Source organism: Streptomyces sp. Ac-502, assembly GCF_045222935.1.
Taxonomy (GTDB): Bacteria; Actinomycetota; Actinomycetes; order Streptomycetales; family Streptomycetaceae; genus Streptomyces; species Streptomyces monomycini.
Genome location: NZ_JBHFFO010000001.1, coordinates 7,711,192 through 7,733,401, shown reverse-complemented (window position 1 = coordinate 7,733,401; position 22,210 = coordinate 7,711,192). Strand labels below are relative to the sequence as shown.

The 22,210-nt window shown below is 72.0% G+C and carries 16 protein-coding genes and 5 pseudogenes; 6 read left to right on the top strand and 15 right to left on the bottom strand.

Annotated features, from left to right (window positions below):
- Positions 1 to 323: 323 nt before the first annotated feature.
- The 7 genes and pseudogenes from kdpC to ACEXOX_RS35180 all read right to left on the bottom strand — a co-directional run bounded on the left by kdpC (position 324) and on the right by ACEXOX_RS35180 (position 7,121).
- Positions 324 to 983 (bottom strand): potassium-transporting ATPase subunit KdpC, encoded by a 660-nt coding sequence (gene kdpC, locus ACEXOX_RS35210; RefSeq protein ID WP_406524916.1) that lies wholly within the window; start codon positions 981 to 983, stop codon positions 324 to 326.
- Between the two features lie 7 nt (positions 984 to 990).
- On the bottom strand, positions 991 to 3,147 hold the full coding sequence (gene kdpB, locus ACEXOX_RS35205; protein ID WP_406524915.1) for a potassium-transporting ATPase subunit KdpB: 2,157 nt from the start codon (positions 3,145 to 3,147) through the stop codon (positions 991 to 993).
- On the bottom strand, positions 3,144 to 4,820 hold the full coding sequence (gene kdpA, locus ACEXOX_RS35200; protein WP_406524914.1) for a potassium-transporting ATPase subunit KdpA: 1,677 nt from the start codon (positions 4,818 to 4,820) through the stop codon (positions 3,144 to 3,146). Before kdpA ends, kdpB begins: the two co-directional genes overlap by 4 nt.
- An 8-nt stretch (positions 4,821 to 4,828) precedes the next feature.
- Complete coding sequence (gene kdpF, locus ACEXOX_RS35195) at positions 4,829 to 4,918, bottom strand: K(+)-transporting ATPase subunit F (protein ID WP_406524913.1); 90 nt, start codon at positions 4,916 to 4,918, stop codon at positions 4,829 to 4,831.
- Positions 4,919 to 5,230: 312 nt separating this feature from the next.
- A pseudogene (locus tag ACEXOX_RS35190) lies at positions 5,231 to 6,009 on the bottom strand (DUF3710 domain-containing protein).
- A 1-nt stretch (position 6,010) separates the two neighbouring features.
- Positions 6,011 to 6,531 (bottom strand): annotated as a pseudogene (gene dut / locus ACEXOX_RS35185) (dUTP diphosphatase).
- Positions 6,528 to 7,121: a PaaI family thioesterase gene (locus tag ACEXOX_RS35180; RefSeq protein ID WP_406524912.1), complete on the bottom strand. Its 594-nt coding sequence runs from the start codon at positions 7,119 to 7,121 to the stop codon at positions 6,528 to 6,530. The pseudogene dut and the gene ACEXOX_RS35180 overlap by 4 nt, the downstream one beginning before the upstream one ends.
- 58 nt (positions 7,122 to 7,179) lie before the next feature.
- On the opposite strand from ACEXOX_RS35180, the gene ACEXOX_RS35175 reads away from it, so the two are divergent.
- Positions 7,180 to 7,623, top strand: a complete 444-nt coding sequence (locus ACEXOX_RS35175; RefSeq protein ID WP_406524911.1) for a DUF3093 domain-containing protein — start codon at positions 7,180 to 7,182, stop codon at positions 7,621 to 7,623.
- 123 nt (positions 7,624 to 7,746) lie between these two features.
- Here ACEXOX_RS35175 and ACEXOX_RS35170 read toward each other — a convergent pair.
- The 4 genes and pseudogenes from ACEXOX_RS35170 to ACEXOX_RS35155 form a co-directional block, all read right to left on the bottom strand.
- Positions 7,747 to 8,576: pseudogene (locus ACEXOX_RS35170) on the bottom strand (hypothetical protein).
- Between the two features lie 15 nt (positions 8,577 to 8,591).
- A complete protein-coding gene (locus ACEXOX_RS35165; RefSeq protein WP_003982531.1) occupies positions 8,592 to 8,894 on the bottom strand; it encodes a DUF4193 domain-containing protein in 303 nt (100 codons plus the stop codon).
- A 544-nt stretch (positions 8,895 to 9,438) separates the two neighbouring features.
- Positions 9,439 to 10,692 carry a sensor histidine kinase gene (locus tag ACEXOX_RS35160; protein WP_406524910.1) on the bottom strand — a complete coding sequence of 418 codons (1,254 nt, stop codon included), beginning with the start codon at positions 10,690 to 10,692 and terminating at the stop codon, positions 9,439 to 9,441.
- Positions 10,693 to 10,746: 54 nt separating this feature from the next.
- Positions 10,747 to 11,400, bottom strand: a complete 654-nt coding sequence (locus ACEXOX_RS35155; protein WP_030021221.1) for a response regulator transcription factor — start codon at positions 11,398 to 11,400, stop codon at positions 10,747 to 10,749.
- A 450-nt stretch (positions 11,401 to 11,850) separates the two neighbouring features.
- Here ACEXOX_RS35155 and ACEXOX_RS35150 point away from each other — a divergent pair, with 450 nt between their 5' ends.
- The gene (locus tag ACEXOX_RS35150) at positions 11,851 to 12,024 is read left to right on the top strand and encodes a hypothetical protein (protein ID WP_167745437.1); all 174 of its coding nucleotides are present in this window, start codon (positions 11,851 to 11,853) and stop codon (positions 12,022 to 12,024) included.
- 101 nt (positions 12,025 to 12,125) lie between these two features.
- Here the strand turns inward: ACEXOX_RS35150 and ACEXOX_RS35145 are convergent, their stop codons facing one another.
- A complete protein-coding gene (locus ACEXOX_RS35145) occupies positions 12,126 to 12,926 on the bottom strand; it encodes an inositol monophosphatase family protein (protein WP_406524909.1) in 801 nt (266 codons plus the stop codon).
- A gap of 114 nt (positions 12,927 to 13,040) precedes the next feature.
- The gene (locus ACEXOX_RS35140) at positions 13,041 to 14,222 is read right to left on the bottom strand and encodes a ferrochelatase (protein ID WP_406524908.1); all 1,182 of its coding nucleotides are present in this window, start codon (positions 14,220 to 14,222) and stop codon (positions 13,041 to 13,043) included.
- Positions 14,223 to 14,364: 142 nt separating this feature from the next.
- On the opposite strand from ACEXOX_RS35140, the gene ACEXOX_RS35135 reads away from it, so the two are divergent.
- Together ACEXOX_RS35135 and ACEXOX_RS35130 are read left to right on the top strand one after the other, a co-directional pair.
- The gene (locus ACEXOX_RS35135) at positions 14,365 to 15,678 is read left to right on the top strand and encodes an MFS transporter (RefSeq protein ID WP_406524907.1); all 1,314 of its coding nucleotides are present in this window, start codon (positions 14,365 to 14,367) and stop codon (positions 15,676 to 15,678) included.
- Positions 15,569 to 16,956, top strand: a pseudogene (locus tag ACEXOX_RS35130) (D-arabinono-1,4-lactone oxidase). The gene ACEXOX_RS35135 and the pseudogene ACEXOX_RS35130 overlap by 110 nt, the downstream one beginning before the upstream one ends.
- A gap of 297 nt (positions 16,957 to 17,253) precedes the next feature.
- Here the strand turns inward: ACEXOX_RS35130 and ACEXOX_RS35125 are convergent.
- Complete coding sequence (locus ACEXOX_RS35125; RefSeq protein ID WP_406524906.1) at positions 17,254 to 18,399, bottom strand: hypothetical protein; 1,146 nt, start codon at positions 18,397 to 18,399, stop codon at positions 17,254 to 17,256.
- A 496-nt stretch (positions 18,400 to 18,895) separates the two neighbouring features.
- Between ACEXOX_RS35125 and sepH the strand changes: the two genes are divergently transcribed.
- The gene (sepH, locus tag ACEXOX_RS35120) at positions 18,896 to 19,975 is read left to right on the top strand and encodes a septation protein SepH (protein ID WP_406524905.1); all 1,080 of its coding nucleotides are present in this window, start codon (positions 18,896 to 18,898) and stop codon (positions 19,973 to 19,975) included.
- Positions 19,976 to 20,123: 148 nt separating this feature from the next.
- Here sepH and ACEXOX_RS35115 read toward each other — a convergent pair.
- Positions 20,124 to 20,959, bottom strand: a pseudogene (locus tag ACEXOX_RS35115) (sulfurtransferase).
- A 342-nt stretch (positions 20,960 to 21,301) separates the two neighbouring features.
- On the opposite strand from ACEXOX_RS35115, the gene ACEXOX_RS35110 reads away from it, so the two are divergent.
- A complete protein-coding gene (locus ACEXOX_RS35110; protein WP_406524904.1) occupies positions 21,302 to 22,075 on the top strand; it encodes a VOC family protein in 774 nt (257 codons plus the stop codon).
- Positions 22,076 to 22,210: the final 135 nt, after the last annotated feature.

Sequence of the window (22,210 nt, the reverse complement as noted above, 5' to 3'; positions counted from 1 at the left end):
TCCTCCGGGCGTCTCGCGCACGCCGCGAAGCAGTGCGGTGAGTGCCGCGGCCCGGATACGGCGTTCAGGCCCCCACCCGGTCGCCTGCTGAACGTCGGTGCGTACGTCTCGGCCTTCCGACAGGGTCGAGTCGGCTCCCCTCGTTGAAGGCTGCCCACAGCCGACGCTCGGACGGGCTCAGGTCTTCCGGTACGCGCATCCAGGCTCCTTCACCAACCGTTCCCGAACCCGTACAGCCGTACAGCCGTACAGGAAAAACCGGAGACCGGCCCCTGAGTGAGGGATTCAGGGGCCGGCCGGAGAGATCGGAGGCACTGGCGAGGTCAGGACGTGCCGAGAAGCTCCTTCACCCCCATGTTCAACCGCAGCACATTCACCCGAGGCTCCCCCATGAACCCCAGCACCCGCCCCTCCGTCGCGTCCTTCACCAGGCGTTCGACCTTCGCGCGGTCCAAGTGGTTCTCCTTCGCCACCCGGGTGACCTGGAGTTCCGCGTACGCCGGGGAGATGTCCGGGTCGAGGCCGGAGCCGGAGGAGGTGACGGCGTCGGCCGGGACCTCGGACTCGGGGACGCCGTACGTCTCGGCGACCCACTTCTTGCGTTCCTTGACCGCGGCGATCAGGTCGGTGTTGGTGGCGCCCTGGTTGGTGGCGCCGGAGACCTGGAGGTCGTACTGGGGGTTGACGCCGTTGGTCTTGTTGCTGCCCAGGCCGGCGGACGGGCGGGGCTGGAAGTAGCGCAGGTCGGGGATCGGGTTGCCCTTGGCGTCCGTGCCCTTGTCGTAGCGCTGGCCGAGGAGTTCGGAGCCGACGACCTTGCCGTCCTGCCGTACCTCGGAGCCGTTGGCCTTGTCGTGGAAGGCGGCCTGGGCGACGCCGGTGACCACCAGGGGGTAGAGCACGCCGCAGACCACGGTCAGGACGAGCAGGGCGCGCAGGCCGGCGCCGAGGAGGCGGGCGGTGTTGCGTACCGAGTTGTTCATGAGGAAGTCACCCGATCCCGGGGATCGCAGAGATGAGCAGGTCGATGAGTTTGATGCCGATGAAGGGGGCGATCAGGCCGCCGAGTCCGTAGATGCCGAGGTTGCGGCGGAGCATCCGGTCGGCGCTCACCGGGCGGTAGCGCACGCCCTTGAGGGCGAGCGGTACGAGCGCGACGATGATCAGCGCGTTGAAGATGATCGCGGACAGGATCGCGGTCTGCGAGCTGTGCAGCCGCATGATGTTGAGGGTGTCCAGGCCCGGGTAGGCCACCGCGAACATCGCCGGGATGATCGCGAAGTACTTCGCGACGTCGTTGGCGATCGAGAAGGTGGTCAGCGCGCCCCGGGTGATCAGCAGCTGCTTGCCGATCTCGACGATCTCGATGAGCTTGGTCGGGTTGGAGTCCAGGTCCACCATGTTCCCGGCCTCTTTGGCGGCCGAGGTGCCGGTGTTCATGGCCACGCCGACGTCCGCCTGGGCGAGGGCCGGCGCGTCGTTGGTGCCGTCACCGGTCATGGCGACGAGTTTGCCGCCCGCCTGTTCGCGCTTGATCAGCGCCATCTTGTCCTCGGGGGTGGCTTCCGCGAGGAAGTCGTCCACGCCCGCCTCGTCGGCGATGGCCTTGGCCGTCAGCGGGTTGTCGCCCGTGATCATGACGGTCTTGATGCCCATCTTGCGCAGCTCGACGAAGCGTTCGCGCATGCCGTCCTTGACGACGTCCTTGAGGTGGATGACGCCGAGCACCCGGGCGCCCCGCTCGTCCTCCAGGGCGACGAGCAGCGGCGTGCCGCCCGCCTCGGAGATGCCGTTGGCCAGCCGGTCGGCGTCGTCGGGGACGGTGCCGCCCTGCTCCCGTACCCACGCGATGACCGAACCGGTCGCGCCCTTGCGGACCTTGCGTACGGCGCCGTGCTCGGTCACGTCCACGCCCGACATGCGGGTCTGGGCGGTGAAGGGCACCCACTCGGCGTCGGCCAGTTCGCCCTGGTGGCGTTCGCGCAGGCCGTACTTCTCCTTGGCCAGGACGACGATGGAGCGGCCTTCGGGGGTCTCGTCGGCGAGCGAGGACAGCTGGGCGGCGTCCGCCACCTCGGCCTCGGTCACGCCCTTGACGGGGACGAACTCGGCGGCCTGGCGGTTGCCGAGGGTGATGGTGCCGGTCTTGTCGAGCAGCAGCGTGGAGACGTCGCCGGCGGCCTCGACGGCGCGCCCGGACATCGCCAGCACGTTGCGCTGGACCAGCCGGTCCATGCCCGCGATGCCGATGGCCGACAGCAGCGCGCCGATCGTCGTCGGGATCAGGCAGACCAGCAGCGCCAGCAGGACGATCATGGGCTGCTCGGCGCCCGCGTAGATCGCGAACGGCTGGAGGGTGACCACGGCCAGCAGGAAGACGACGGTGAGCGAGGCGAGCAGGATGTTCAGCGCGATCTCGTTCGGCGTCTTCTGTCGGGCGGCGCCCTCGACCAGGTTGATCATCCGGTCGATGAAGGTCTCACCGGGCTTCGTCGTGATCTTGATGACGATGCGGTCGGAGAGCACCTTCGTACCGCCGGTCACCGCGGACCGGTCGCCGCCGGACTCGCGGATGACCGGGGCCGACTCGCCCGTGATGGCGGACTCGTCGACCGACGCGACGCCCTCGACGACATCGCCGTCACCGGGGATGATGTCGCCGGCCTCGCAGACGACGAGGTCGCCGATGCGCAGCTCCGTGCCGGGCACCCGCTCCTCGTCCGAGCCGTTCAGCCGCCGGGCCACGGTGTCGGTCTTGGCCTTGCGCAGCGTGTCCGCCTGGGCCTTGCCGCGGCCTTCGGCGACCGCCTCCGCCAGGTTGGCGAAGATCACGGTGAGCCAGAGCCAGACGGCGATGGCCCAGCCGAACCAGTCCGAAGGGGACGCGAGGGCGAAGCAGGTGGTCAGGACCGATCCGACCTCGACCACGAACATCACGGGTGACTTGACCATCACCCGGGGGTCCAGCTTGCGCAGCGCGTCCGGCAGCGACTTGACCAGCTGCTTGGGGTCGAACAGGCCGCCGCCGACGCGGCCGCCGTCCGGCGGGTGCCCGCCGGGTACGTCCTGGTGGGGCGCGCGGGTCGGGGTCGTGGTGGACACGGAGCGGCGCTCCTCCTGCTGCACGTCGTTTACGTCGGTGGTCATGACAACCCCTCCGCGATCGGGCCGAGGGCCAGCGCCGGGAAGTACGTCAGGCCGGTGATGATGAGGATCGTGCCGACCAGCAGCCCCGCGAAGAGCGGCTTCTCGGTACGGAGCGTGCCCGCCGTCTCCGGGACCGGCTGCTGCTCGGCGAGCGAGCCGGCCAGGGCGAGGACGAACACCATCGGCAGGAAGCGGCCCAGCAGCATCGCCAGTCCGATCGTGGTGTTGTACCAGGGGGTGTTGGCGTTCAGGCCGCCGAAGGCCGAGCCGTTGTTGTTGGCGCCGGAGGTGAACGCGTACAGCACCTCGGAGAAGCCGTGCGGACCGGCGCCCAGCGCCTTGGTGTTGAGCATCGAGCCCAGCGCGTCGGGCAGCACCATCGAGGCGGCGGTGAAGCCGAGCACCAGGGTCGGGGTGACGAGGATGTAGCAGGCCGCGAGCTTGATCTCGCGGGTGCCGAGCTTCTTGCCGAGGTACTCGGGCGTCCGGCCCACCATCAGCCCCGCGAGGAACACCGCGATCACGGCCATCACGAGCATGCCGTACAGACCGGAGCCGACGCCGCCGGGCGCGATCTCGCCGAGCATCATGCCCAGCAGCTGGATGCCGCCGCCGAAGGCCGTGAAGGAGTCGTGGAAGCCGTCCACGGCGCCGGTCGAGGTGAGGGTGGTGGCGACCGAGAAGATCGACGAGCCGCCGATGCCGAAGCGGTTCTCCTTGCCCTCCATCGCCGCGCCGGCCGCCTGGAGCGCCGGGCCGCCGTGCGCGAACTCGGTCCACATCATCAGGGCGGTGAAGCCGAGCCAGATGACGCCCATCGTGGCCAGGATCGCGTAACCCTGCCGTACGTTGCCGACGAGCCGGCCGAAGGTACGGGTCAGCGCGAGCGGGATGACCAGGATGAGGAAGACCTCGAAGAGGTTGGTGAAGCCGTTCGGGTTCTCGAAGGGGTGGGCCGAGTTGGCGTTGAAGTAGCCGCCGCCGTTGGTGCCCAGCTCCTTGATGACCTCCTGGGAGGCGACCGCGCCGCCGTTGGTCTGCTGGGTGCCGCCCAGGAACTGCCCGACCCCGTGGATACCGGAGAAGTTCTGGATCGCGCCGCACGCGACGAGGACGAGCGCGCCGAGGACGGCGATCGGTATCAGGACGCGCACGGTGCCGCGCACCAGGTCGGCCCAGAAGTTGCCCAGGTCGCCGGTACGGGTGCGGGCGAAACCGCGGACGAGGGCGATCGCGACGGCCATGCCGGTCGCGGCCGAGACGAAGTTCTGCACCGCCAGGCCGGCCGTCTGCACGACGTGGCCCATCGCCTGCTCACCGCTGTACGACTGCCAGTTGGTGTTCGCGACGAACGACGCCGCCGTGTTGAACGCCTGGTCCGGGCTGATCGACGCGAAGCCGAGCGACAGCGGCAGACCGCCCTGCAGACGCTGCAGCAGGTAGAGGAAGAGCACACCGGCGAGCGAGAAGGCGAGGACCCCGCGCAGGTAAGCGGGCCAGCGCATCTGCGCGTCCGGGTCGGCACCGATGCAGCGGTAGATCACCTTCTCGACGCGCAGGTGCTTGCGCGAGCTGTACATGGCGGCCATGTGGTCGCCGAGGGGACGGTACGCCAGGGCGAGCGCCGCGACGAGCGCGGTGAGCTGGAGCACGCCGGCCAGGATGGGGCTCATCGGGACGCTCAGAACCTCTCCGGGAAGACGAGGGCGAGGACCAGGTAGCCGAGCAGGGCGATCGCGACGATCAGCCCGACGACGTTCTCGACGGTCACAGCCTCGTCACCCCTTGGCGACGAGGGCCACCAGCGCGAAGACCGCGAGCATGGTGACGACGAAGGCCACGTCGGCCATCGGGTGCTCCTAGTGGGTTCGGTTGAACGGACACCTAGAGCAAACCTCCAACATGACCTTTTCCGACCGCCGTTGACGCCTCCCTTACGGCCATTAGCGCACCGTTGACGATTCTCATACGCTTACCGACCTGACCTGCGAAAACGGTGATGGGCCGCACCCCCTCGCACGGGGATGCGGCCCATCGGGCGCGGTGTTCCGGCCGCTACGGCGCCCTCGGGGAGCGCCGCGCTTCAGCGGATCTCGGTGATTTCCGGGCCGCGTTCCAGGCGTTCGACGCCGCCGCCGAAGCGGGAGGTTTCCGCGGGCTCCTGCTGGACGCCGTCGGGGACCATCTGGGCATCGTCGGGGAGCTTGAGGACGATCGGGTCGCGGGGGGCCATGGGGGCCTCGCCGCGGACGACCACGGTGTCCTTGAAGATGTGCTCCAGGATGCCGGCCGCCTCGGGCTGGACCGCGCCCTGGCCGGAGATGACGCCGCGCAGGAACCAGCGCGGGCCGTCGACGCCGACGAAGCGCACGACCTGGACGCCGTTGGTGCCGTCCGGGAGCTGTACGGGGACCTGCGCGCGCAGTTCCCAGCCCAGCGGGCCCTCGACCTCGTCGATGACGCCGCCCTGCTGGGTGATCCCGACGCCGATCTCCTCGCGGACCTCGCCCCAGATGCCCTCCTTCTTGGGCGCGGCGAACGCCTGGAGCTGCACGGCGCTGTCCTGGAGGACCACGGTCGCCGCGACGATCGCGTCGCCCGCGACCTCCACCCGCAGCTCCATGCCCTCGACGCCGGGCACGAACATGCCGCCCAGGTCCACCCGGCCCTCGGCGGCGTCCGTGACCTCGGAGAGGTCCCAGGGGCCGTCGGGACGGGGGCCGGGGGCAGGTTCACCCGCCGCTCCTCGCCGGACCCGGCACCCTCGTCCGCAAAGGTCTCGTCCGAGGCCGTCTCGTCGGCGGCTTCCGCTGCTGGGGCCGACTCTGCGGGAGCCTCGTTCTTCTTGCGACGACCGAACACGTCACTGTCCTTCCCGGTCGGCACCGACCGATGCGTATCCATTCCCACCCGTGGAGCCGTCCACCGCCGCATGACCGCCGGTGGAACCGAATCCCCCTCGGCCCGCGCCGAGCCGGGAAGTTCCGCCACCTCGTGGAAGCGCACCTTCTCGACCTGCTGGACGACCAGTTGGGCGATCCGGTCGAACCTCTCGAACCGCACACTCTCGCGCGGGTCCAGATTGACCACGATCACCTTGATTTCCCCACGGTACCCGGCATCCACCGTCCCGGGGGCATTCACCAGCGCCACTCCGCACCGGGCGGCCAGGCCCGAGCGGGGGTGCACGAACGCCGCGTACCCGTCGGGCAGGGCGAGGGACACTCCGGTGGGGAGCACCGTCCGCTCCCCCGGCGCGAGTTCCGCCGCCTCGGTGGTCACCAGGTCGGCGCCCGCGTCACCGGGATGACCGTAGGCGGGAATCGGCACCTCCGGGTCCAGACGCCGGATCAGCACATCCACCGGATTGCGTACCTGACTCACGGGTTCACCTCAAAAGCACGAGCTCGTCTGACCTGATCCGGATCGGCCATCGCGGCCTGGATCTCGGCCGGCCTTCCGTTGTCGATGAAGTGGTCGACCTTGACCTCGACGAAGACGGCGTCGGCGCGCACCGCGACCGGGCCTGCGGGTCCGCCGATCCGGCCCACCGCCGTCGAGTAGATCTTCCGGCCGTGGACGGCGGTTATCTCCGCGTCCAGGTGCAGCACCGTGCCGACCGGTACGGGCCGCAGGAAGTCGGTCTCCAGCCGGCCGGTCACCGCGATCACCCGGAGCAGCCAGTTCAGCGAACCCAGCGTCTCGTCCAGGGCGGTGGCCAGCACCCCGCCGTGCGCGAGGCCGGGAGCGCCCTGGTGGGCCTCCTTGACCGTGAACTCGGCGGTCACCCGCACGCCGTCCTCGGCGCGGGCCTGCAGTTGCAGGCCGTGGGCCTGCGCCGCGCCGCAGCCGAAGCAGTGGTCGTAGTGCGCGCCGAGGAGTTCTCCGGGCGCGGGGGCGTCGGGGTGCCGTACCGGGGCGACGGCGTCGGCCGGTGGCGTCAGCCGCGTCGGGGCCTTGTCGGTTCCACTCACGAGTGCAGACCCTACCCGCGCGCGTAACCGGCCCGTGCCGCCGTGCCAAGCTGGAGCCATGCAGTCGTACGAAGAACGCCTCACCGCGCCCCGCTCCTGGTGGGTGATCGCCGGCCTGATCGGCGTGGCCTGCGCCCTGATGCTGCTCCCGCTGGGCACGCTGCCGATGCTCGGCGGGCTGATCGGCGGCGCGGCGCTGTCCGCGGTGGCGGTCAGCTCGTACGGCTCGGTACGGATCCGCGTCGTGGGTGACTCGCTGATCGCGGGCGACGCCCGGATCCCGGTGGCGGCGCTGGGCGAGGCCCGGGCGCTGGACCCCGAGGAGGCGGTGGCGTGGCGTACGCACAAGGCCGACACCCGCGCCTTCATGCTGCTGCGCAGCTATGTCCGCACCGCTGTGCGGGTGGAGATCACGGACCCGGCGGACCCGACTCCGTACGCGTACCTCTCGACCCGTGAGCCGGAGCGCCTGGTGGCCGCGCTGGCGGCCGTACGGACCTGAACCGACCCCGAAGGGCTCGCCGGGCCGGGCAGGGCGCCGTCGGGCGGCACAGGGGCCTTCCTGGGGGCGCGGGACGGCGTCCCGCGGTTTCCGGAGCGGCCCGTCCGGCCTCCGGCCGGGTTCTCAGCGGCCGTTTTCCGGCGGCATCGCCTCGGCGTGCGGCAGGGCGTCCCACGGCACCTGTCTGGCGCGCAGGTCCTTGCGGATCTTGTCCGCGAGCTTTGCGGTGTCCCGGCGGTTCATCACCGCGCCGACCGCGGCGCCGACCATGAACGGCGTCAGGTTCGGCAGGTTGCGCAGGGTGCGCTTCATGATCTGCTGGCGCAGCTCGCGCTTCATCTGGCCGCCCAGCGCCGCGTTGACGGTCGTGGGCTTGGTGACGTCGATGCCGCGTTCCCCGGTCCAGGACGTCAGGTAGGCGGTGGCGCGCTGCCGGAGCGTGCCCGGCGGGCGCAGGCCGTAGACCTCGTGGAGCTCGGCGATGAGTTTGATCTCCACGGAGGCCACCCCGACGATCTCGGCGGCCAGCTCGGCCGGCATGGCGGGCGGTACCGGCAGCATCGCCGCCGCGCCCACCCCCGCACCGACGGTGGCGGTGCCCCGCGTGGCACCGGCGACCAGCTTGTCGGCCAGTTCCTCGGGGTCAGACCGGGGAACTGCCGGCGCAGCGTCGCCAGGTCGCGGACCGGGATCCGCGGGACGTTGTCGATGATGCGCTCGGCGACCGTCGTCAGGCCCTTGCGGGCGCCCGCGCCGCCTTTCCTGGTGCCGCGGCCCACGGCCGCCACGAGCGAGGCCGCACGGCCTCGCTCCTCCGGTGCGTCGGTCGTCCGCTCCGCGGGCAGGGCGGTCGGGTCGGCGGGCACGGGCGCGTTTTCGTCGCGTGATCGTGCGCCGGCCGCCGGGCCTTTCTCGCCCTTGCGTCCCTTACGGAACGGGTTCACGCCTGCCACGGCGTCGACCGGTCCTCAGGCCGCGCAGTCGCGGCAGATCGGCTGGCCGTTCTTGTCCTCGGCGGCCAGCTGGCTGCGGTGGTGGACCAGGAAGCAGCTCATGCACGTGAACTCGTCCTGCTGCTTGGGCAGCACCCGGACGGCGAGTTCTTCGTTGGAAAGGTCGGCGCCGGGCAGTTCCAGGCCCTCGGCCTGCTCGAACTCGTCGACGTCGACGGCCGAGGCGGACTTGTCGTTCCGCCGCGACTTCAGTTCTTCGATGCTGTCCTCGTTGAGGTCGTCATCTGTCTTGCGTGGGGTGTCGTAATCCGTAGCCATGTCGCTCTCCCCTCTGGGTGTCTGCGGTGTCTCCAGCGCACGTAACGCGTGAGAGGCCGGACTTGTGCCCGACCTGAGGCGGAGATTTTGCCTCACATCAAGGTCTGTTACTCAATCGACACCCAACCGCACCCCTGAAGAGGTGATCGGTTTGGATGGCGATCAGGACCGTACACGGTCCGAATGTCGCACCTCGCGCACGCCATCACGTGTACTTCCCGTGATCAAGGCCCCTGGAAACCCGGATTTTCCCGGCCTTCCGCCAACCGTTCCGATCACGGAGAGTGGGTGGCGCGAATCTCGCGCCTGTGAGGGATCACACACGGACGAGCCGTCGGGCGGACCGTAGGAATTCAGCGCAAAGCGAACTCGGCGAAGGATCCATGGCCGCCCGCCGTCACGTCAAGCCGGGGCGACCGGCGTGCGGAGGGCGACCAAGAGTGCCAAGAGGTGGGGTCCCGGGTCAAAAGGACAGCAGGACGCGCCGGGAGCCGCGGGCGGGGACCGCACCCCTCACCCGCGGCTCGCCGCCCGTCTGCGGCTCTCACAGCGGCAGGACGACGCGCATCTCCAGTCCGCCGCCCTCGCGCGGCGTGGCCGTGATGCTGCCGTCGTGCGCGCGCACCACGGACCGCACGATGGACAGGCCGAGGCCGACGCCCTTGTCGCTGCCGGTGCGTTCCGTGCGCAGGCGGCGGAACGGCTCGAAGAGGTTCTCCACCTCGTAGGCCGGGACGGCGGGGCCGGTGTTGGAGACGACCAGCACCGCGCAGCCCTGCTGCGGCTCGGTCGTCACTTCCACCCAGCCCGCCCGTCGCCCGCCGCCACCCTCCACCGGAAGCGCTTCGCGCTGCCCCTCTTGGGGGACGTTGTAGCGCACCGCGTTCTGTACGAGGTTGAGCGCGATGCGCTCCAGCAGGACGCCGTTGCCCTGGACGAACGCCTGCTGGCGCACGCCGCGGATCTCCACGCCCTTGGCCTGTGCCTCGGCGCGGGTCTGGTCGAGGGCCTGCGAGGCCACCTCGGCCAGGTCCACCGGCTTCTTGTCCACGATCTTGTTCTCGCTGCGCGCCAGCAGCAGCAGGCCCTCGACCAGCTGCTCACTGCGCTCGTTGGTCGCCAGCAGCGTCTTGCCCAGCTGCGCCAGCTCCGGCGAGGCGTCGGGGTCGGCGAGCTGGACCTCCAGCAGCGTCCGGTTGATCGCCAGCGGCGTGCGCAGCTCGTGCGAGGCGTTGGCCACGAAACGGCGCTGCGACTCGAAGGCCCGGTCCAGCCGGTCCAGCATCTCGTCGAAGGTGTCGGCCAGCTCCTTGAGCTCGTCGTCCGGACCGCCCAGCTCGATGCGGCGGTGCAGGTCCGAGCCCGCCACCCGCTGCGCGGTCCGGGTGATCCGCCCCAGCGGCGACAGCACCCGCCCCGCCATCGCGTACCCGAAGGCGAACGCGACGACGGTCAGACCCAGCAACGCCAGCAGGGAACGGTTGAGCAGGGTGTTCAGGGCCTGCGCGCGCTGATGCTGGAGGCAGTTCTGGATCGCCTGGGTGAAGATCTCCCCGGAGGTCTGGCTGGGCAGGTCGCAGACGTTGCTGGTGGCGGCGAAGTTGCCCCGGAGGATCTTGACGGGCAGCTCGCTGCCTTCCTGGAGCGCGTTGGCGGCCAGCATGTAGATGATCGTGAGCAGCACGATGCCCGCCATCAGGAACATGCCGCCGTACAGCAGGGTGAGCCGTATCCGGATGGTCGGGCGCAGCCAGGGGAAGGGCCGGACGTTGACCGGCTTCGGGTCCCAGGTGGGCATGGGCGGTGTGGCGGGGGGCGGGGCGGACGCCTTGGAGGAAGCGGGCATCGTCGATCAGATCCGGTAGCCCGACCCGGGCACCGTGACGATCACCGCGGGCTCGCCCAGTTTGCGGCGCAGGGTCATGACCGTCACCCGTACGACGTTGGTGAAGGGGTCGGTGTTCTCGTCCCACGCCTTCTCCAGCAGCTGCTCGGCCGAGACGACCGTGCCCTCGCTGCGCATCAGGACCTCCAGCACCGCGAACTCCTTCGGCGCGAGCTGGACCTCCTTGCCGTCGCGGAAGACTTCGCGGCGGTTCGGGTCCAGCTTGATGCCGGCCCGCTCCAGGACGGGCGGCAGGGCGACCGTCGTACGGCGTCCCAGGGCCCGCACCCGGGCGGTCAGCTCGGTGAAGGCGAAGGGCTTGGGGAGGTAGTCGTCGGCGCCGATCTCCAGGCCCTCGACACGGTCGCTGACGTCGCCGGAGGCGGTGAGCATCAGGACACGGGTGGGCATCCCCAGCTCGACGATCTTGCGGCAGACGTCGTCGCCGTGCACCAGCGGGAGGTCCCGGTCCAGGACCACCACGTCGTAATCGTTGATCTCGATGCGTTCCAGGGCGGCCGCGCCGTCGTACACCACGTCGACGGCCATGGCCTCCCGGCGCAGTCCGGTGGCCACCGCATCGGCGAGCAGCTGCTCGTCCTCGACGACGAGAACACGCACGTCGCAAATCCTTCCTCACGGCCCTGGATGTTCCGGGGCACGGCAAACTCGGAGCCCCTCCATCCTGCCCCGAACAGCTGTAAACCGGCAGTAAGAGGGGTGGGTGAGGGCTCGCGGCCCGTTCTGCGCGGTGCCGGGCGGGCGGGCCGGGGCCACGGGCGAGCGGGCCGCAAGGGCTGGTCGGGCGGGCCGCAAGGGCCGGGCGGGCAGGCCGCAAGGGCCCGGGCCGAGGTGCCGCGAGTCCCGGACCCGCGCCTTCCGGGTCGTTTTCGAATTCCCGTGCCGCTTGAGGTTTCCGTGAGGTTGCCCATGGGGAGGACGTCTGCACACCCGCGATCACGCCCTGTACGGCGCCATGCCGCGCTCTGATCCATTCGCAGGGACCACGCCGTGATCGCCCCGCCCGTCGGCACACCCCCGTGCCACCGACCCACGACGAGGGGGCGCACCATGGACGCGTTCACCGCAGGCATTCTGCAGCGCATACGGACCACCGAGGCCGACCTGGACCGGGCCCGCGAGTCGGGCGACGACTTCCTCGTCGAGGTGGAGCAGGCCGAGCTGGAGGATCTGCAGCGCCTTGCCGCCGAGCACGGCGTGCAGGTCACGGCAGCCAGCGCCTGACCACCTCCCGGCCGCCAACGACGACAGCGCCCCGGGCCCGCGAAGGGTCCGGGGCGCTGTCACGTTCCCGGCGGGCGCCCGGCCCGGTCCGGTTCCGGCGCTCAGTCGTGCCAGGCGCCCAGCTCGTCCAGCAGGGGCTGGAGGATCCTGAACATCTCCGGCGAGGCGGCCACGGTCAGGTCGTTCGAGGCGGGCTCGCCGGGGCGGCCGCCGGTCAGCGCGCCGGACTCGCGGGCGATCAGGGCGCCGGCGGCCATGTCCCACGGGTTCAGCCCGCGCTCGTAGTAGCCGTCGAGCCGGCCGCAGGCCACGTCGCACAGGTCGATCGCGGCCGAACCGCCGCGCCGGATGTCGCGGACCTGCGGCAGCAGCGTGCGCAGCACCTCGGCCTGGGCGGCCCGGCGCTCGCCGATGTAGGCGAAGCCCGTACCGATCAGGGCCTGGGACAACGGCGGCGCGGGGCGGCAGTGCACCGGCTCCCCGTCGCGGAACGCGCCGCCGCCCAGGACGGCGTGGTACGTCTCGCCGCGCATCGGCGCCGCGACGACACCGACGACGGCCTCGCCGTCCCGCTCAGCGGCGATCGACACGGACCAGGAGGGCAGTCCGTACAGGTAGTTGACCGTGCCGTCGACCGGGTCGATGACCCAGCGCACCCCGCTGCTGCCCGCGACGCTGGCGTCCTCCTCCCCCAGGAAGCCGTCGTCGGGACGCCGCTCGGCGAGGAAGCCGGTGATCAGCTTTTCGCTGGCGATGTCCATCTCGGTGACGACGTCGATGGGGCTGGTCTTCGTGGCGGCCACGCCGAGGTCGGCGGGGCGGCCGTCGCGCAGCAGCTCACCGGCGCGGCGGGCGGCCTCCAGGGCGAGGTCGAGAAGTTCGTCCTGCAGCGGATCGGACACGGTGCTCCTTGCTCGTCCGGGCGGCCGCTCGTGACCGCCCCGCGGGGCGGCGCGGCGCCGCCGTCTGTCGTCTCGGTACGGCTCCGGGGCCGCCCCTTGGGCCTACCCCTGGACCTACCCCTGGGCCTCCACCACCGGGCCCGTCCAGTCCGCGCCCGCGGCGGCGAGGCGCGGGGTGCGGGCCGGGCAGCAGCCGACCGGGCACAGGTCGTGGCTCGGCCCCAGCTCGCCGAGGGCGCAGCGGGCCGGCGCGCGGCCCTGCTCGGCTGCGGCGCGCTCCAGGACGAGGTCGCGGACGGCCGCGGCGAAGCGCGGGTCCGCGCCGACGGTGGCGGAACGGGCGACGGGCAGGCCCAGCTCGGCGGCCTTGGCGGTGGCTTCGGTGTCGAGGTCGTACTTGACCTCCATGTGGTCCGAGACGAAGCCGATGGGCGCCATGACGACCGCGGGGACGCCCGCGCCGTGCACCTCTTCGAGGTGGTCGCAGATGTCCGGCTCCAGCCAGGGAATGTGCGGGGCGCCGCTGCGGGACTGGTAGACCAGCCGCCACGGGTGGTCGACGCCGGTCTCCTCGCGGACCGCGTCGGCGATCACCCGGGCCACGTCCAGGTGCTGGGCGACGTACGCGCCGCCCTCGCCGTTGCCGGTGTGGTCCTCCGGGCGGCCGGAGGTGTCGGCCGCCGCGGTCGGGATGGAGTGGGTGGTGAACGCGATGTGGGCGCCGTCGCGGACATCGGCGGGCAGCTCGGCGAGGGAGGCGAGCACGCCGTCGACCATCGGGCGGACGAAGCCGGGATGGTTGAAGTAGTGCCGGAGCTTGTCCACCCGCGGCACCTCCAGGCCGTCGGCCCGGAGGGTGGCCAGCGCGTCGGCCAGGTTCTCGCGGTACTGCCGGCAGCCGGAGTACGAGGCGTAGGCGCTGGTGGCCAGGACGGCGATACGGCGGTGGCCGTCGCGGACCATCTGGCGCAGGGTGTCGGTCAGGTACGGCGCCCAGTTGCGGTTGCCCCAGTAGACCGGCAGGTCCAGGCCGTGTCCGGCGAAGTCCTCGCGCAGGGCGTCCAGCAGCTCACGGTTCTGCGCGTTGATCAGGCTGACGCCGCCGAACAGGAAGTAGTGCTGCCCGACCTCCTTCAGGCGCTCGCGGGGGATGCCGCGGCCACGGGTGACGTTCTCCAGGAAGGGGACGACGTCGTCCGGGCCTTCGGGGCCACCGAAGGACAGCAGCAACAGGGCGTCGTAGGGAGCGGGGCTCCCCGCGGCGGAAGGAAGGGGCGGATCGCACTGTTCGGGCATGTCTTCGATCCTGCCACCAGCCACTGACAGGCGGAAAACCGGAGGCGGCCACCAGGACCGCGCGCGTAAGCTGTCTCGGCCTCAGTCATGCCTTACCGATTTCCGGCCCCCGGGCGTCGGCTCTTCACCGGCGGAGCTCCCCATGCCTAGCCCGTACCGCGCGCTCTTCGACACGCCCGGCACCAGATCGTTCACGGCCGCCGGCTTCCTGGGCCGGATGACGCTGTCGATGACCAGCATCGGCATCGTCACCATGGTCTCCCTGATCACCGGCAGGTACGGCCTCGCCGGCGCCCTGGCGGCGACCGTCGCGCTGGCCTCGGCGGTGCTCAGCCCGCAGATCTCCCGGCTGGTGGACCGGCACGGCCAGCGCCGGGTGCTGCGCCCGGTGACCCTGGTCTCGGCGGCGGCGATCGCGGGCCTGCTGCTGAGCGCGCAGCAGGGCTGGCCGGACTGGACGCTGTTCGTCTTCACGGCCTGCGCGGGCTGCGTGCCGAGCGTCGGCTCGATGGTCCGGGCCCGCTGGGCGGCCGTCCACCACAGCTCCCCGCGCCTGCTGCACGCCGCCTACTCCTGGGAGTCGATCGTCGACGAGGCGTGCTTCATCGTCGGACCGATCCTCTCCATCGGTCTGTGCACCTCCTGGTTCCCCGAGGCGGGCCCGCTGCTGGCGACGGTCTTCCTGGTGGCGGGGGTCTTCTGGCTGACGGCGCAGCGGGCGACCGAGCCCGCGCCGCATCCGCGTGCACACCACGCCCAGGGTTCGGCGTTGCGCTCGCGCGGCCTCCAGGTGCTGGTGGTCACGTTCGTGGCGACCGGCGCGATCTTCGGGGCGACCGACGTGGTGACGCTGGCGTTCGCCGAGGAGCAGGGCCACCAGGGCGCCGCCAGCCTGGTGCTGGCGTCCTACGCGCTCGGGTCGTGCGCCGCCGGCGTGGTCTTCGGGATGATCCATTTCAAGGGTCCGGCCGCCCGCCGGTGGCTGGTGGGCGTGTGTGCGATGGCCGTGAGTATGATCCCGCTCCAACTGGTCGGGAACCTTCCGTTGCTGGCCGTGGCGCTCTTCTTCGCGGGCCTGTCCATCGCGCCGACGATGGTGACCACCATGGCCCTCGTCGAGCAGCACGTACCGCGCGCGAACCTGACCGAGGGCATGACCTGGACCAGCACCGGGCTCGCGGTCGGAGTGGCGCTCGGCTCGTCGGCCGCCGGATGGGTGGTGGACGCGGCCGGAGCCGGCCGCGGCTACCTGGTGCCGGCCGTGGCGGGGGCGCTCGCGGCGGCGGTGGCGTTCCTCGGATACCGCCGGCTGCGGCCGGCGCCGCAGCGGGAGGGGACGGGCACAGATGGCCGAGGCACGGAGGACGACCGGCAGGAACAGGACAGCCGTACGGACGGGAGCGGCCCGCACGGTCCGGGCGATACGGGGGGCCAGGCCCCGGCCCGCCTGGCGTAACTGGGCGGGGACCGTCGCCGTGCGGCCGGCCCGGAGCGTCTCGCCGGCCTCCACCGGCGAACTGGCCGCGGCGGTCCGCGCGGCGGCCGCCGACGGGCTCACGGTCAAGGCGGCCGGCACCGGCCACTCCTTCACCGCGGTCGCCGCCACCGACGGGCTGCTCATACGTCCCGAGCGGCTGACCGGCATACGGGAGGTGGACCGCGCCGCCGGCACCGTGACCGTGGCGGCCGGCACCACCCTTCAGCAGCTCAACCGCGCCCTCGCCGCGCACGGCCTGTCGCTGGCCAACATGGGCGACATCATGGAGCAGACGGTCTCCGGCGCGGCGAGCACCGGCACCCACGGCACCGGCCGCGACTCGGCGTCCCTGGCCGCCCAGATCACCGCGCTCGAACTGGTCACCGCCGACGGCTCGGTGCTCACGTGCTCCGCCGCCGAGAATCCGGAGGTCTTCGCGGCGGCCCGGGTGGGCCTGGGCGCACTGGGCGTGATCAGCTCCGTCACCTTCGCCGTGGAACCGCAGTTCTGGCTGTCGGCCCGGGAGGAGCCGATGCCCTTCGACCGGGTGACGGCCGAGTTCGACCAGCTCGTGGCCGAGAACGAGCACTTCGAGTTCTACTGGTTCCCGCACACCGGCAACTGCAGCACCAAACGCAACAACCGCAGCCAGGGCCCCGCCGCACCGCTCGGCCGGGTCAGCGGCTGGATCGACGACGAACTGCTCTCCAACGGGGTCTTCCGCGCCGCGTGCGCCGTCGGCCGGGCGGTGCCCGCCACCGTCCCGGGGATCGCCCGGCTCTCCAGCCGCGCGCTGTCGGCCCGTACGTACACCGACATCCCGTACAAGGTCTTCACCAGCCCGCGCCGGGTGCGCTTCGTGGAGATGGAGTACGCGCTGCCGCGGGCGGCCGCCGTGGAGGCGCTGCGCGAGCTGCGGTCGCTGGTGGAGCGCTCGGACTTCCGGGTGAGCTTCCCGGTGGAGGTGCGGACCGCGCCGGCCGACGACATCCCGCTGTCCACCGCCTCCGGGCGGGACACCGCCTACCTCGCCGTGCACATGTACCGGGGGACGCCCTACCGGGAGTACTTCACCGAGGCCGAACGGATCATGACGGCGCACGGCGGCCGGCCGCACTGGGGAAGCTGCACAGCCGCGACGCCGCGTACCTCTCCGGTGTCTACCCGCAATTCGGCGAGTTCACCGCGCTGCGCGACCGGCTGGACCCGCGGCGCCTGTTCACCAACGCCTACCTGCGGCGCGTGCTGGGCGAGTGAGGCCAAGCCCGGGCCGGCCGGACCGCCCGGACGGCTGAAACGCTCATTCGGCCCAACGTCCCGCAAGGATGAACGCTTCGGCAGGCCCGGGAGCCCGGCAGCACACCGGCCCGGACCCGGCGTGCTGCCGGGTCCGGGCCGGTTCGGCCGCCAGCCGCGCGGGGCGGCCCCGTCCGTTCTCCCGCCGAAAGGCATTCGGTCCCCGTCGAGGACGGAAATTCCGCGCCGGTTAAGGGGATTCGGTCCCCGGGCGGGACGGCATTACGTCCCGCCCGGGTGCGGATTTCCGTCCCGCGTTCACGAGGATTTCGGGTCGGGTGCCTGCTGTCCGCCGGGCTCCTGCTTGTTCCGGTCGCCGGAATCGCCCTTGGAGTCGTCACCGCCCTTGCCGGTGTCGTTCCCGGTACCGCCGCCGGACTTCGACGGTTGCGGGCTCGGCGGCGCCGTCGGCTTGCCGCTCCGGCTCGCGTCCGGGCTCGGCGTCGGCGTGGACGGCTTGCCCGTACTGCCGGTGCCGTCACCGTTACCGGTGCCGGTGGAGCCGCTGCGGTCGGGCGACGGCGTGCCGCCGGTGCCGCCCGTCGTGCCGTCACCGCGCGAGGTCCCGGGGGACGGCGCGTCCGTGGCGGGCGGGGCCTTCGGCTCGGACTTGCGCGCGTTGCCGCCGAAGAAGTTGCTCACCGAGGTCCCCGGGTCGCCCGACGCGTCCTTGCCGGCGACCAGCTCGACGCAGGTGACGGCGCCCATCGACAGCACGAAGACCGCCAGCGCGGCCAGCGCCGGCCGCTTCCAGCCGCGCAGCCGGGTGCCGTACGTGGCGGTGCTGACCTCGTCGGCCCGCTGCGGCACCGCGGTGGCGCCGGCCGGCGGGTGACCGGGCCGCGCCTGCCCCAGCGCCATGGTCCGGTCGTCGAGGCGCGGCACCAGCTGCGTCTTGTCCGCGGCTCCGGTGTCCGCCCCGGAGGTCCGCGCCGGACCGGCCTGCGGCAGCAGCCGCGTAGGGTCGGCGTCCGGGTCCCCGGCCTGCGGCAACAGTTGCGTACGGTCGGTGTCAGCGGCCCGGCCCTCGTCCTTGGCCGCGACGGACGTGATCTCGTCCTCCGCGCCCTGCCGGTCGAAGGTGGGCAGCACCATGCCCGTGCCGGACCCGGCTCCCGGCGTTCTGCGCGAGACCGAGGACCGGCGCGGCTTCGGCCGGGTGCCGACGGTGGCGGCTTCCTTGAGCTGCTCGCCGGTCCGTCGGAAGAGGTGCTGGAAGACCGAGCTGCCGGTCGTGGCCACGACGCTCACCACGCCCGCGCCGATGATGGTCCCGTACACGCCGAGCTTCCCGGCGAGAAAGGCGGCGACGGCGGCCGCCAGGGCACTGCCGGCGACCTGAGGAACGCTCAGGTCGAGCCGTTTCTCCTTGTTTTTCGTGTCGGTATCGCTTTTGTTGTCCATCTCCAGCCTTTGATCGCCCCTTCGATCCATCTTGCACGGACAAGTGACCTATGGGCGAAGCCGGTAGTTCCGATTCTGCGGATTCTGTGAACCTCGCCACCCGTCACACCGTGTAGAGAGATCGACAAGGCGACCAACTCCCTTGGCGCAGGTGAACTTCGGCGGCGCGGCGGTCCACCTCAGTGGCCCGAATGGAGTACTGTGGCGAGCCCTGGCCCCGGAATCCCGTCCGGCTGCCCGGATACACGGGAGGGGGCCGGAAGGTGGCACTCACCCCCGGGTGCCGCCACCGGGCACGGGTGACTGGGAGCAGGAACTAGACATGGTCACTGAGCGTTGCGAACAGGTAACCGTGTCATAACGGCGTTTCTGGGCCAAGCCTCGACACGCCGGGTAACTCGGCAATGTTGTGGCAGGCTGCACCCGGGCAGGCCACACTCGACTAGCGGAAGCAGCGACGCACGTGACGTCGGCAGGCACCACCCGGGAGGTCCCCATGCCCGAACTGCGTGTCGTGGCCGTCTCCAACGACGGCACACGGCTGGTGCTCAAAGCTGCGGACAGCACCGAGTACACGCTTCCGATCGACGAGCGGCTGCGCGCCGCGGTCCGCAACGACCGCGCGCGGCTCGGCCAGATCGAGATCGAGGTCGAGAGCCACCTGCGCCCGCGGGACATCCAGGCGCGTATAAGAGCAGGTGCCTCCGCCGAAGAGGTCGCCCAGCTCGCCGGCATCCCGGTCGACCGGGTGCGCCGCTTCGAGGGCCCGGTGCTCGCCGAGCGCGCGTTCATGGCCGAGCGGGCCCGTAAGACACCCGTACGCCGCCCCGGGGAGAACACCGGCCCGCAGCTCGGCGAGGCCGTCGCGGAGCGGCTGCTGCTGCGCGGCGCCGACAAGGACTCCGTCCAGTGGGACTCCTGGCGGCGCGACGACGGCACCTGGGAAGTCCTGCTGGTCTACCGCGTCGCGGCCGAGCCGCACTCGGCGAGCTGGACCTACGACCCGCCGCGGCGGCTGGTCCAGGCCGTCGACGACGAGGCGCGGGCGCTGATCGGCGAGACCGACGACACCCCGGAGCCCAGCTTCCCCTTCGTGCCGCGGATCGCGCGGCTGCCGCGCGACCGGCCGCTGGACCGCGCCCTGGACCGCCAGACGTCCCAGGACCGGGATCGGGACCGCGACCGGGACCGGGACCGTGCGGGCGAGGACGACGAGCCGGCGCGGGCCGAGGACGGTTCCGGCGAGCGGGAGCGCGACTCCCTCACCAGCCTTCTGGAGGCGGTGCCGAGCTTCCGTGGCGACATGGTCGTCCCCGAGCCGGTGAAGGCACCGGCTCAGGAGGACTCCGTCGAGGACGAGGAGCTGGAGGAGCCGGCCGCTCCGGCGGCGAGCGCGGGCGCGGGCTCGGCCTACGCCGACGTGCTCATGCCACGGGCGGTGGCCGGTCACCGGGACCGCCTCACGGGCACGACCGACCGCCAGGCCGAGGCCGACGGGGTACGGCCCGGGCGGCGTGCCGCCGTACCGAGCTGGGACGAGATCGTCTTCGGGACGCGGCGCAAGAAACCGGAGTAGCGGAGTAGCGGGGAGGTACGGACGGCGGCCTGCCGATCAGGGCGCCGTCGTGCACCCCTCCGTACGCCCGCCCGTCGTCACGAACGGACGTACGAACAATCCCGGCCGGGTGTCAGCCCGCCTCCGTTGTCACAGCCTGCTTCCGAGGTCAGCCCGCCTCGGCGCCGATGGCCACCGGCCGCGTCGGGTCACCCGACCACTCGCTCCAGGAGCCCACGTACAGCGCCGCCGGGACGCCGGCGACCGCGAGGGCCAGCACCTCCTGAGCGGCGGAGACGCCCGAACCGCAGTAGACACCGACCTCGGCGTCCGCGGTGGCCCCGAGGGCCGTGAAGCGCGCGGCCAGCTCGGCGGGCGGCAGGAACGTGCCGTCGGCGGCGAGGTTTTCCGTCGTCGGCGCGGACAGCGCGCCCGGGATGTGCCCGGCGATGCGGTCGATGGGCTCCACCTCGCCGCGGTAGCGCTCCCCGGCCCGCGCGTCCAGCAGGACGCCCCGCCGGGCCAGTGCCGCCGCCTCGTCCGCCGTCAGCAGGGGCAGCGCGCCGGGCGCCGCGGTGAAGTCGCCGGGCTCCGGGGCCGGCACCTCGGTGCTCAGGGCTCCCCGGACGCGGTCCAGGCGGCCAGGCCGCCGTCCAGAACCCGCACCGAGGAGTGGCCGGTGTAGCGCAGCATCCACCACGTACGGGCCGCGGACCAGCCCTGCCCGCCGTCGTAGACCACGACCGGGCGGCCCGCCGAGACCCCGGCCCTGCGCATCGTTTCGGCGAAGGCGTCGAGGTCCGGGAGGGGATGGCGGCCGGCCGGTCCCGCGGGGCCCGCGAGTTCGCCGTCCATGTCCACGTAGACGGCACCGGGCACGTGCCCCGCCTCGTACTCGGGGCGGCCGGGCGGGCCGCCGAGCCGGTAGCGGACGTCGAGGAGGACCGGCGGGGCCCCGGAGGCCAGTGCGTCCGCCAGTTCGGCGGCGGTGATGAGGGCATTCATGGGGCTCATCCTCGCGCAGGAGAGGCCCGGCACTGAAGATGCCCCTGCTGCTGCGGATCTGCTCCGGGGCTTACGGAACTTCTCCGGGGGCTTACGGGGGTTTACAGGCTTCCCCCGGGGTTTACAGGGCTTCGCCGACGGCTCACCTCGCACGTCCCCGAACGGCAACGCCGCCGAAACGGGTGCGAAACATCAAATCGGGCATTCTCCCATGGGAACGCGCCGAAGACGGCGCGGCCGGGGCGCACAGCGGATGAGGGGTGCGAGCATCTGCACGGGACGGCGCACTCGCGCCCGGTCCCCGCACGGCCACCACCCCGATGGTCCGAGGAGAGAGTGACGATGACGACCGAGGCAACGACTCGGCGGACGCCCGGCGCGCCTTGCTGGGTGAGTCTCATGGTGCACGACCTGGCCACGACGGAGCAGTTCTACAGCGCGCTGTTCGGCTGGGAGTTCAAACCGGGACCGCAGCACTTCGGTCCGTACGTCCGGGCGTATCTCCACGGGCGGGAGGTGGCCGGTATCGGGGAACTGGCGCCCGACCGCCAGCTGCGGGTCGCCTGGACGACCTACCTGGCGAGTGACGACGCGGACGCGGCGGCCGAGCAGATCCGCGGCTGCGGCGGCACGGTCGCCGTCGGGCCGCTGGACGCGGACGACGAGGCGGGGCGGATGGCGATCGCCTCGGACCCGCAGGGTTCGGTCTTCGGGCTGTGGCAGGGCAAGGAGATGGTGGGCGCGGCGCTGGTCGGCGTGCCCGGGGCACCGGTGTGGAACGAGCTGGTGACCCGGGAGACGGGGGTGACCGCCTTCTACGAAGCGGTGTTCGGGCACGAGACCCGGCCCGAGGGCACGATCCCCGGCTACCTGACGCTGCATCTGAAGGGGCGGCCGGTGGCAGGCGTCCACGGCGTCGGTGACGCGCTGCCGAGGGAGCTGGGGCCGCACTGGGTGACGTACTTCGCCGTCTCGGACACCGACGCCGCGGTCCGGCGGGTGGCGGAACTGGGCGGCCAGGAGGTCCGGGCGGCCCGCGACACCGCGTACGGGCGCGTGGCGACGGTCGCCGACCCCGAGGGGGCCGTGTTCGCGGTGCTCCAGCAGCCGGGCTGAGCGGACGGCCGGAGGGGGCTCGTCCGGGGGCGCGGCCTAGGAGGCGGCGCGGACGAGGAGGGCGTGGCCGGGCCGGGGGTGCGCGGCCGGGGCGCGCGGGGCTGAGCGCGGCGCCGTACCGACGCCGCGCGCCCT

Excerpts from the sequence above, each read along its gene's own strand:
- kdpC (WP_406524916.1), bottom strand. The coding sequence starts at position 983 with ATGAACAACTCGGTACGCAACACCGCCCGCCTCCTCGGCGCCGGCCTG.
- kdpB (WP_406524915.1), bottom strand. The coding sequence starts at position 3,147 with ATGACCACCGACGTAAACGACGTGCAGCAGGAGGAGCGCCGCTCCGTG.
- kdpA (WP_406524914.1), bottom strand. The coding sequence starts at position 4,820 with ATGAGCCCCATCCTGGCCGGCGTGCTCCAGCTCACCGCGCTCGTCGCG.
- ACEXOX_RS35175 (WP_406524911.1), top strand. The coding sequence starts at position 7,180 with ATGCAGTCGTACGAAGAACGCCTCACCGCGCCCCGCTCCTGGTGGGTG.
- ACEXOX_RS35165 (WP_003982531.1), bottom strand. The coding sequence starts at position 8,894 with ATGGCTACGGATTACGACACCCCACGCAAGACAGATGACGACCTCAAC.
- ACEXOX_RS35160 (WP_406524910.1), bottom strand. The coding sequence starts at position 10,692 with ATGCCCACCTGGGACCCGAAGCCGGTCAACGTCCGGCCCTTCCCCTGG.
- ACEXOX_RS35150 (WP_167745437.1), top strand. The coding sequence starts at position 11,851 with ATGGACGCGTTCACCGCAGGCATTCTGCAGCGCATACGGACCACCGAG.
- ACEXOX_RS35140 (WP_406524908.1), bottom strand. The coding sequence starts at position 14,222 with ATGCCCGAACAGTGCGATCCGCCCCTTCCTTCCGCCGCGGGGAGCCCC.
- ACEXOX_RS35135 (WP_406524907.1), top strand. The coding sequence starts at position 14,365 with ATGCCTAGCCCGTACCGCGCGCTCTTCGACACGCCCGGCACCAGATCG.
- ACEXOX_RS35125 (WP_406524906.1), bottom strand. The coding sequence starts at position 18,399 with ATGGACAACAAAAGCGATACCGACACGAAAAACAAGGAGAAACGGCTC.
- sepH (WP_406524905.1), top strand. The coding sequence starts at position 18,896 with ATGCCCGAACTGCGTGTCGTGGCCGTCTCCAACGACGGCACACGGCTG.
- ACEXOX_RS35110 (WP_406524904.1), top strand. The coding sequence starts at position 21,302 with ATGACGACCGAGGCAACGACTCGGCGGACGCCCGGCGCGCCTTGCTGG.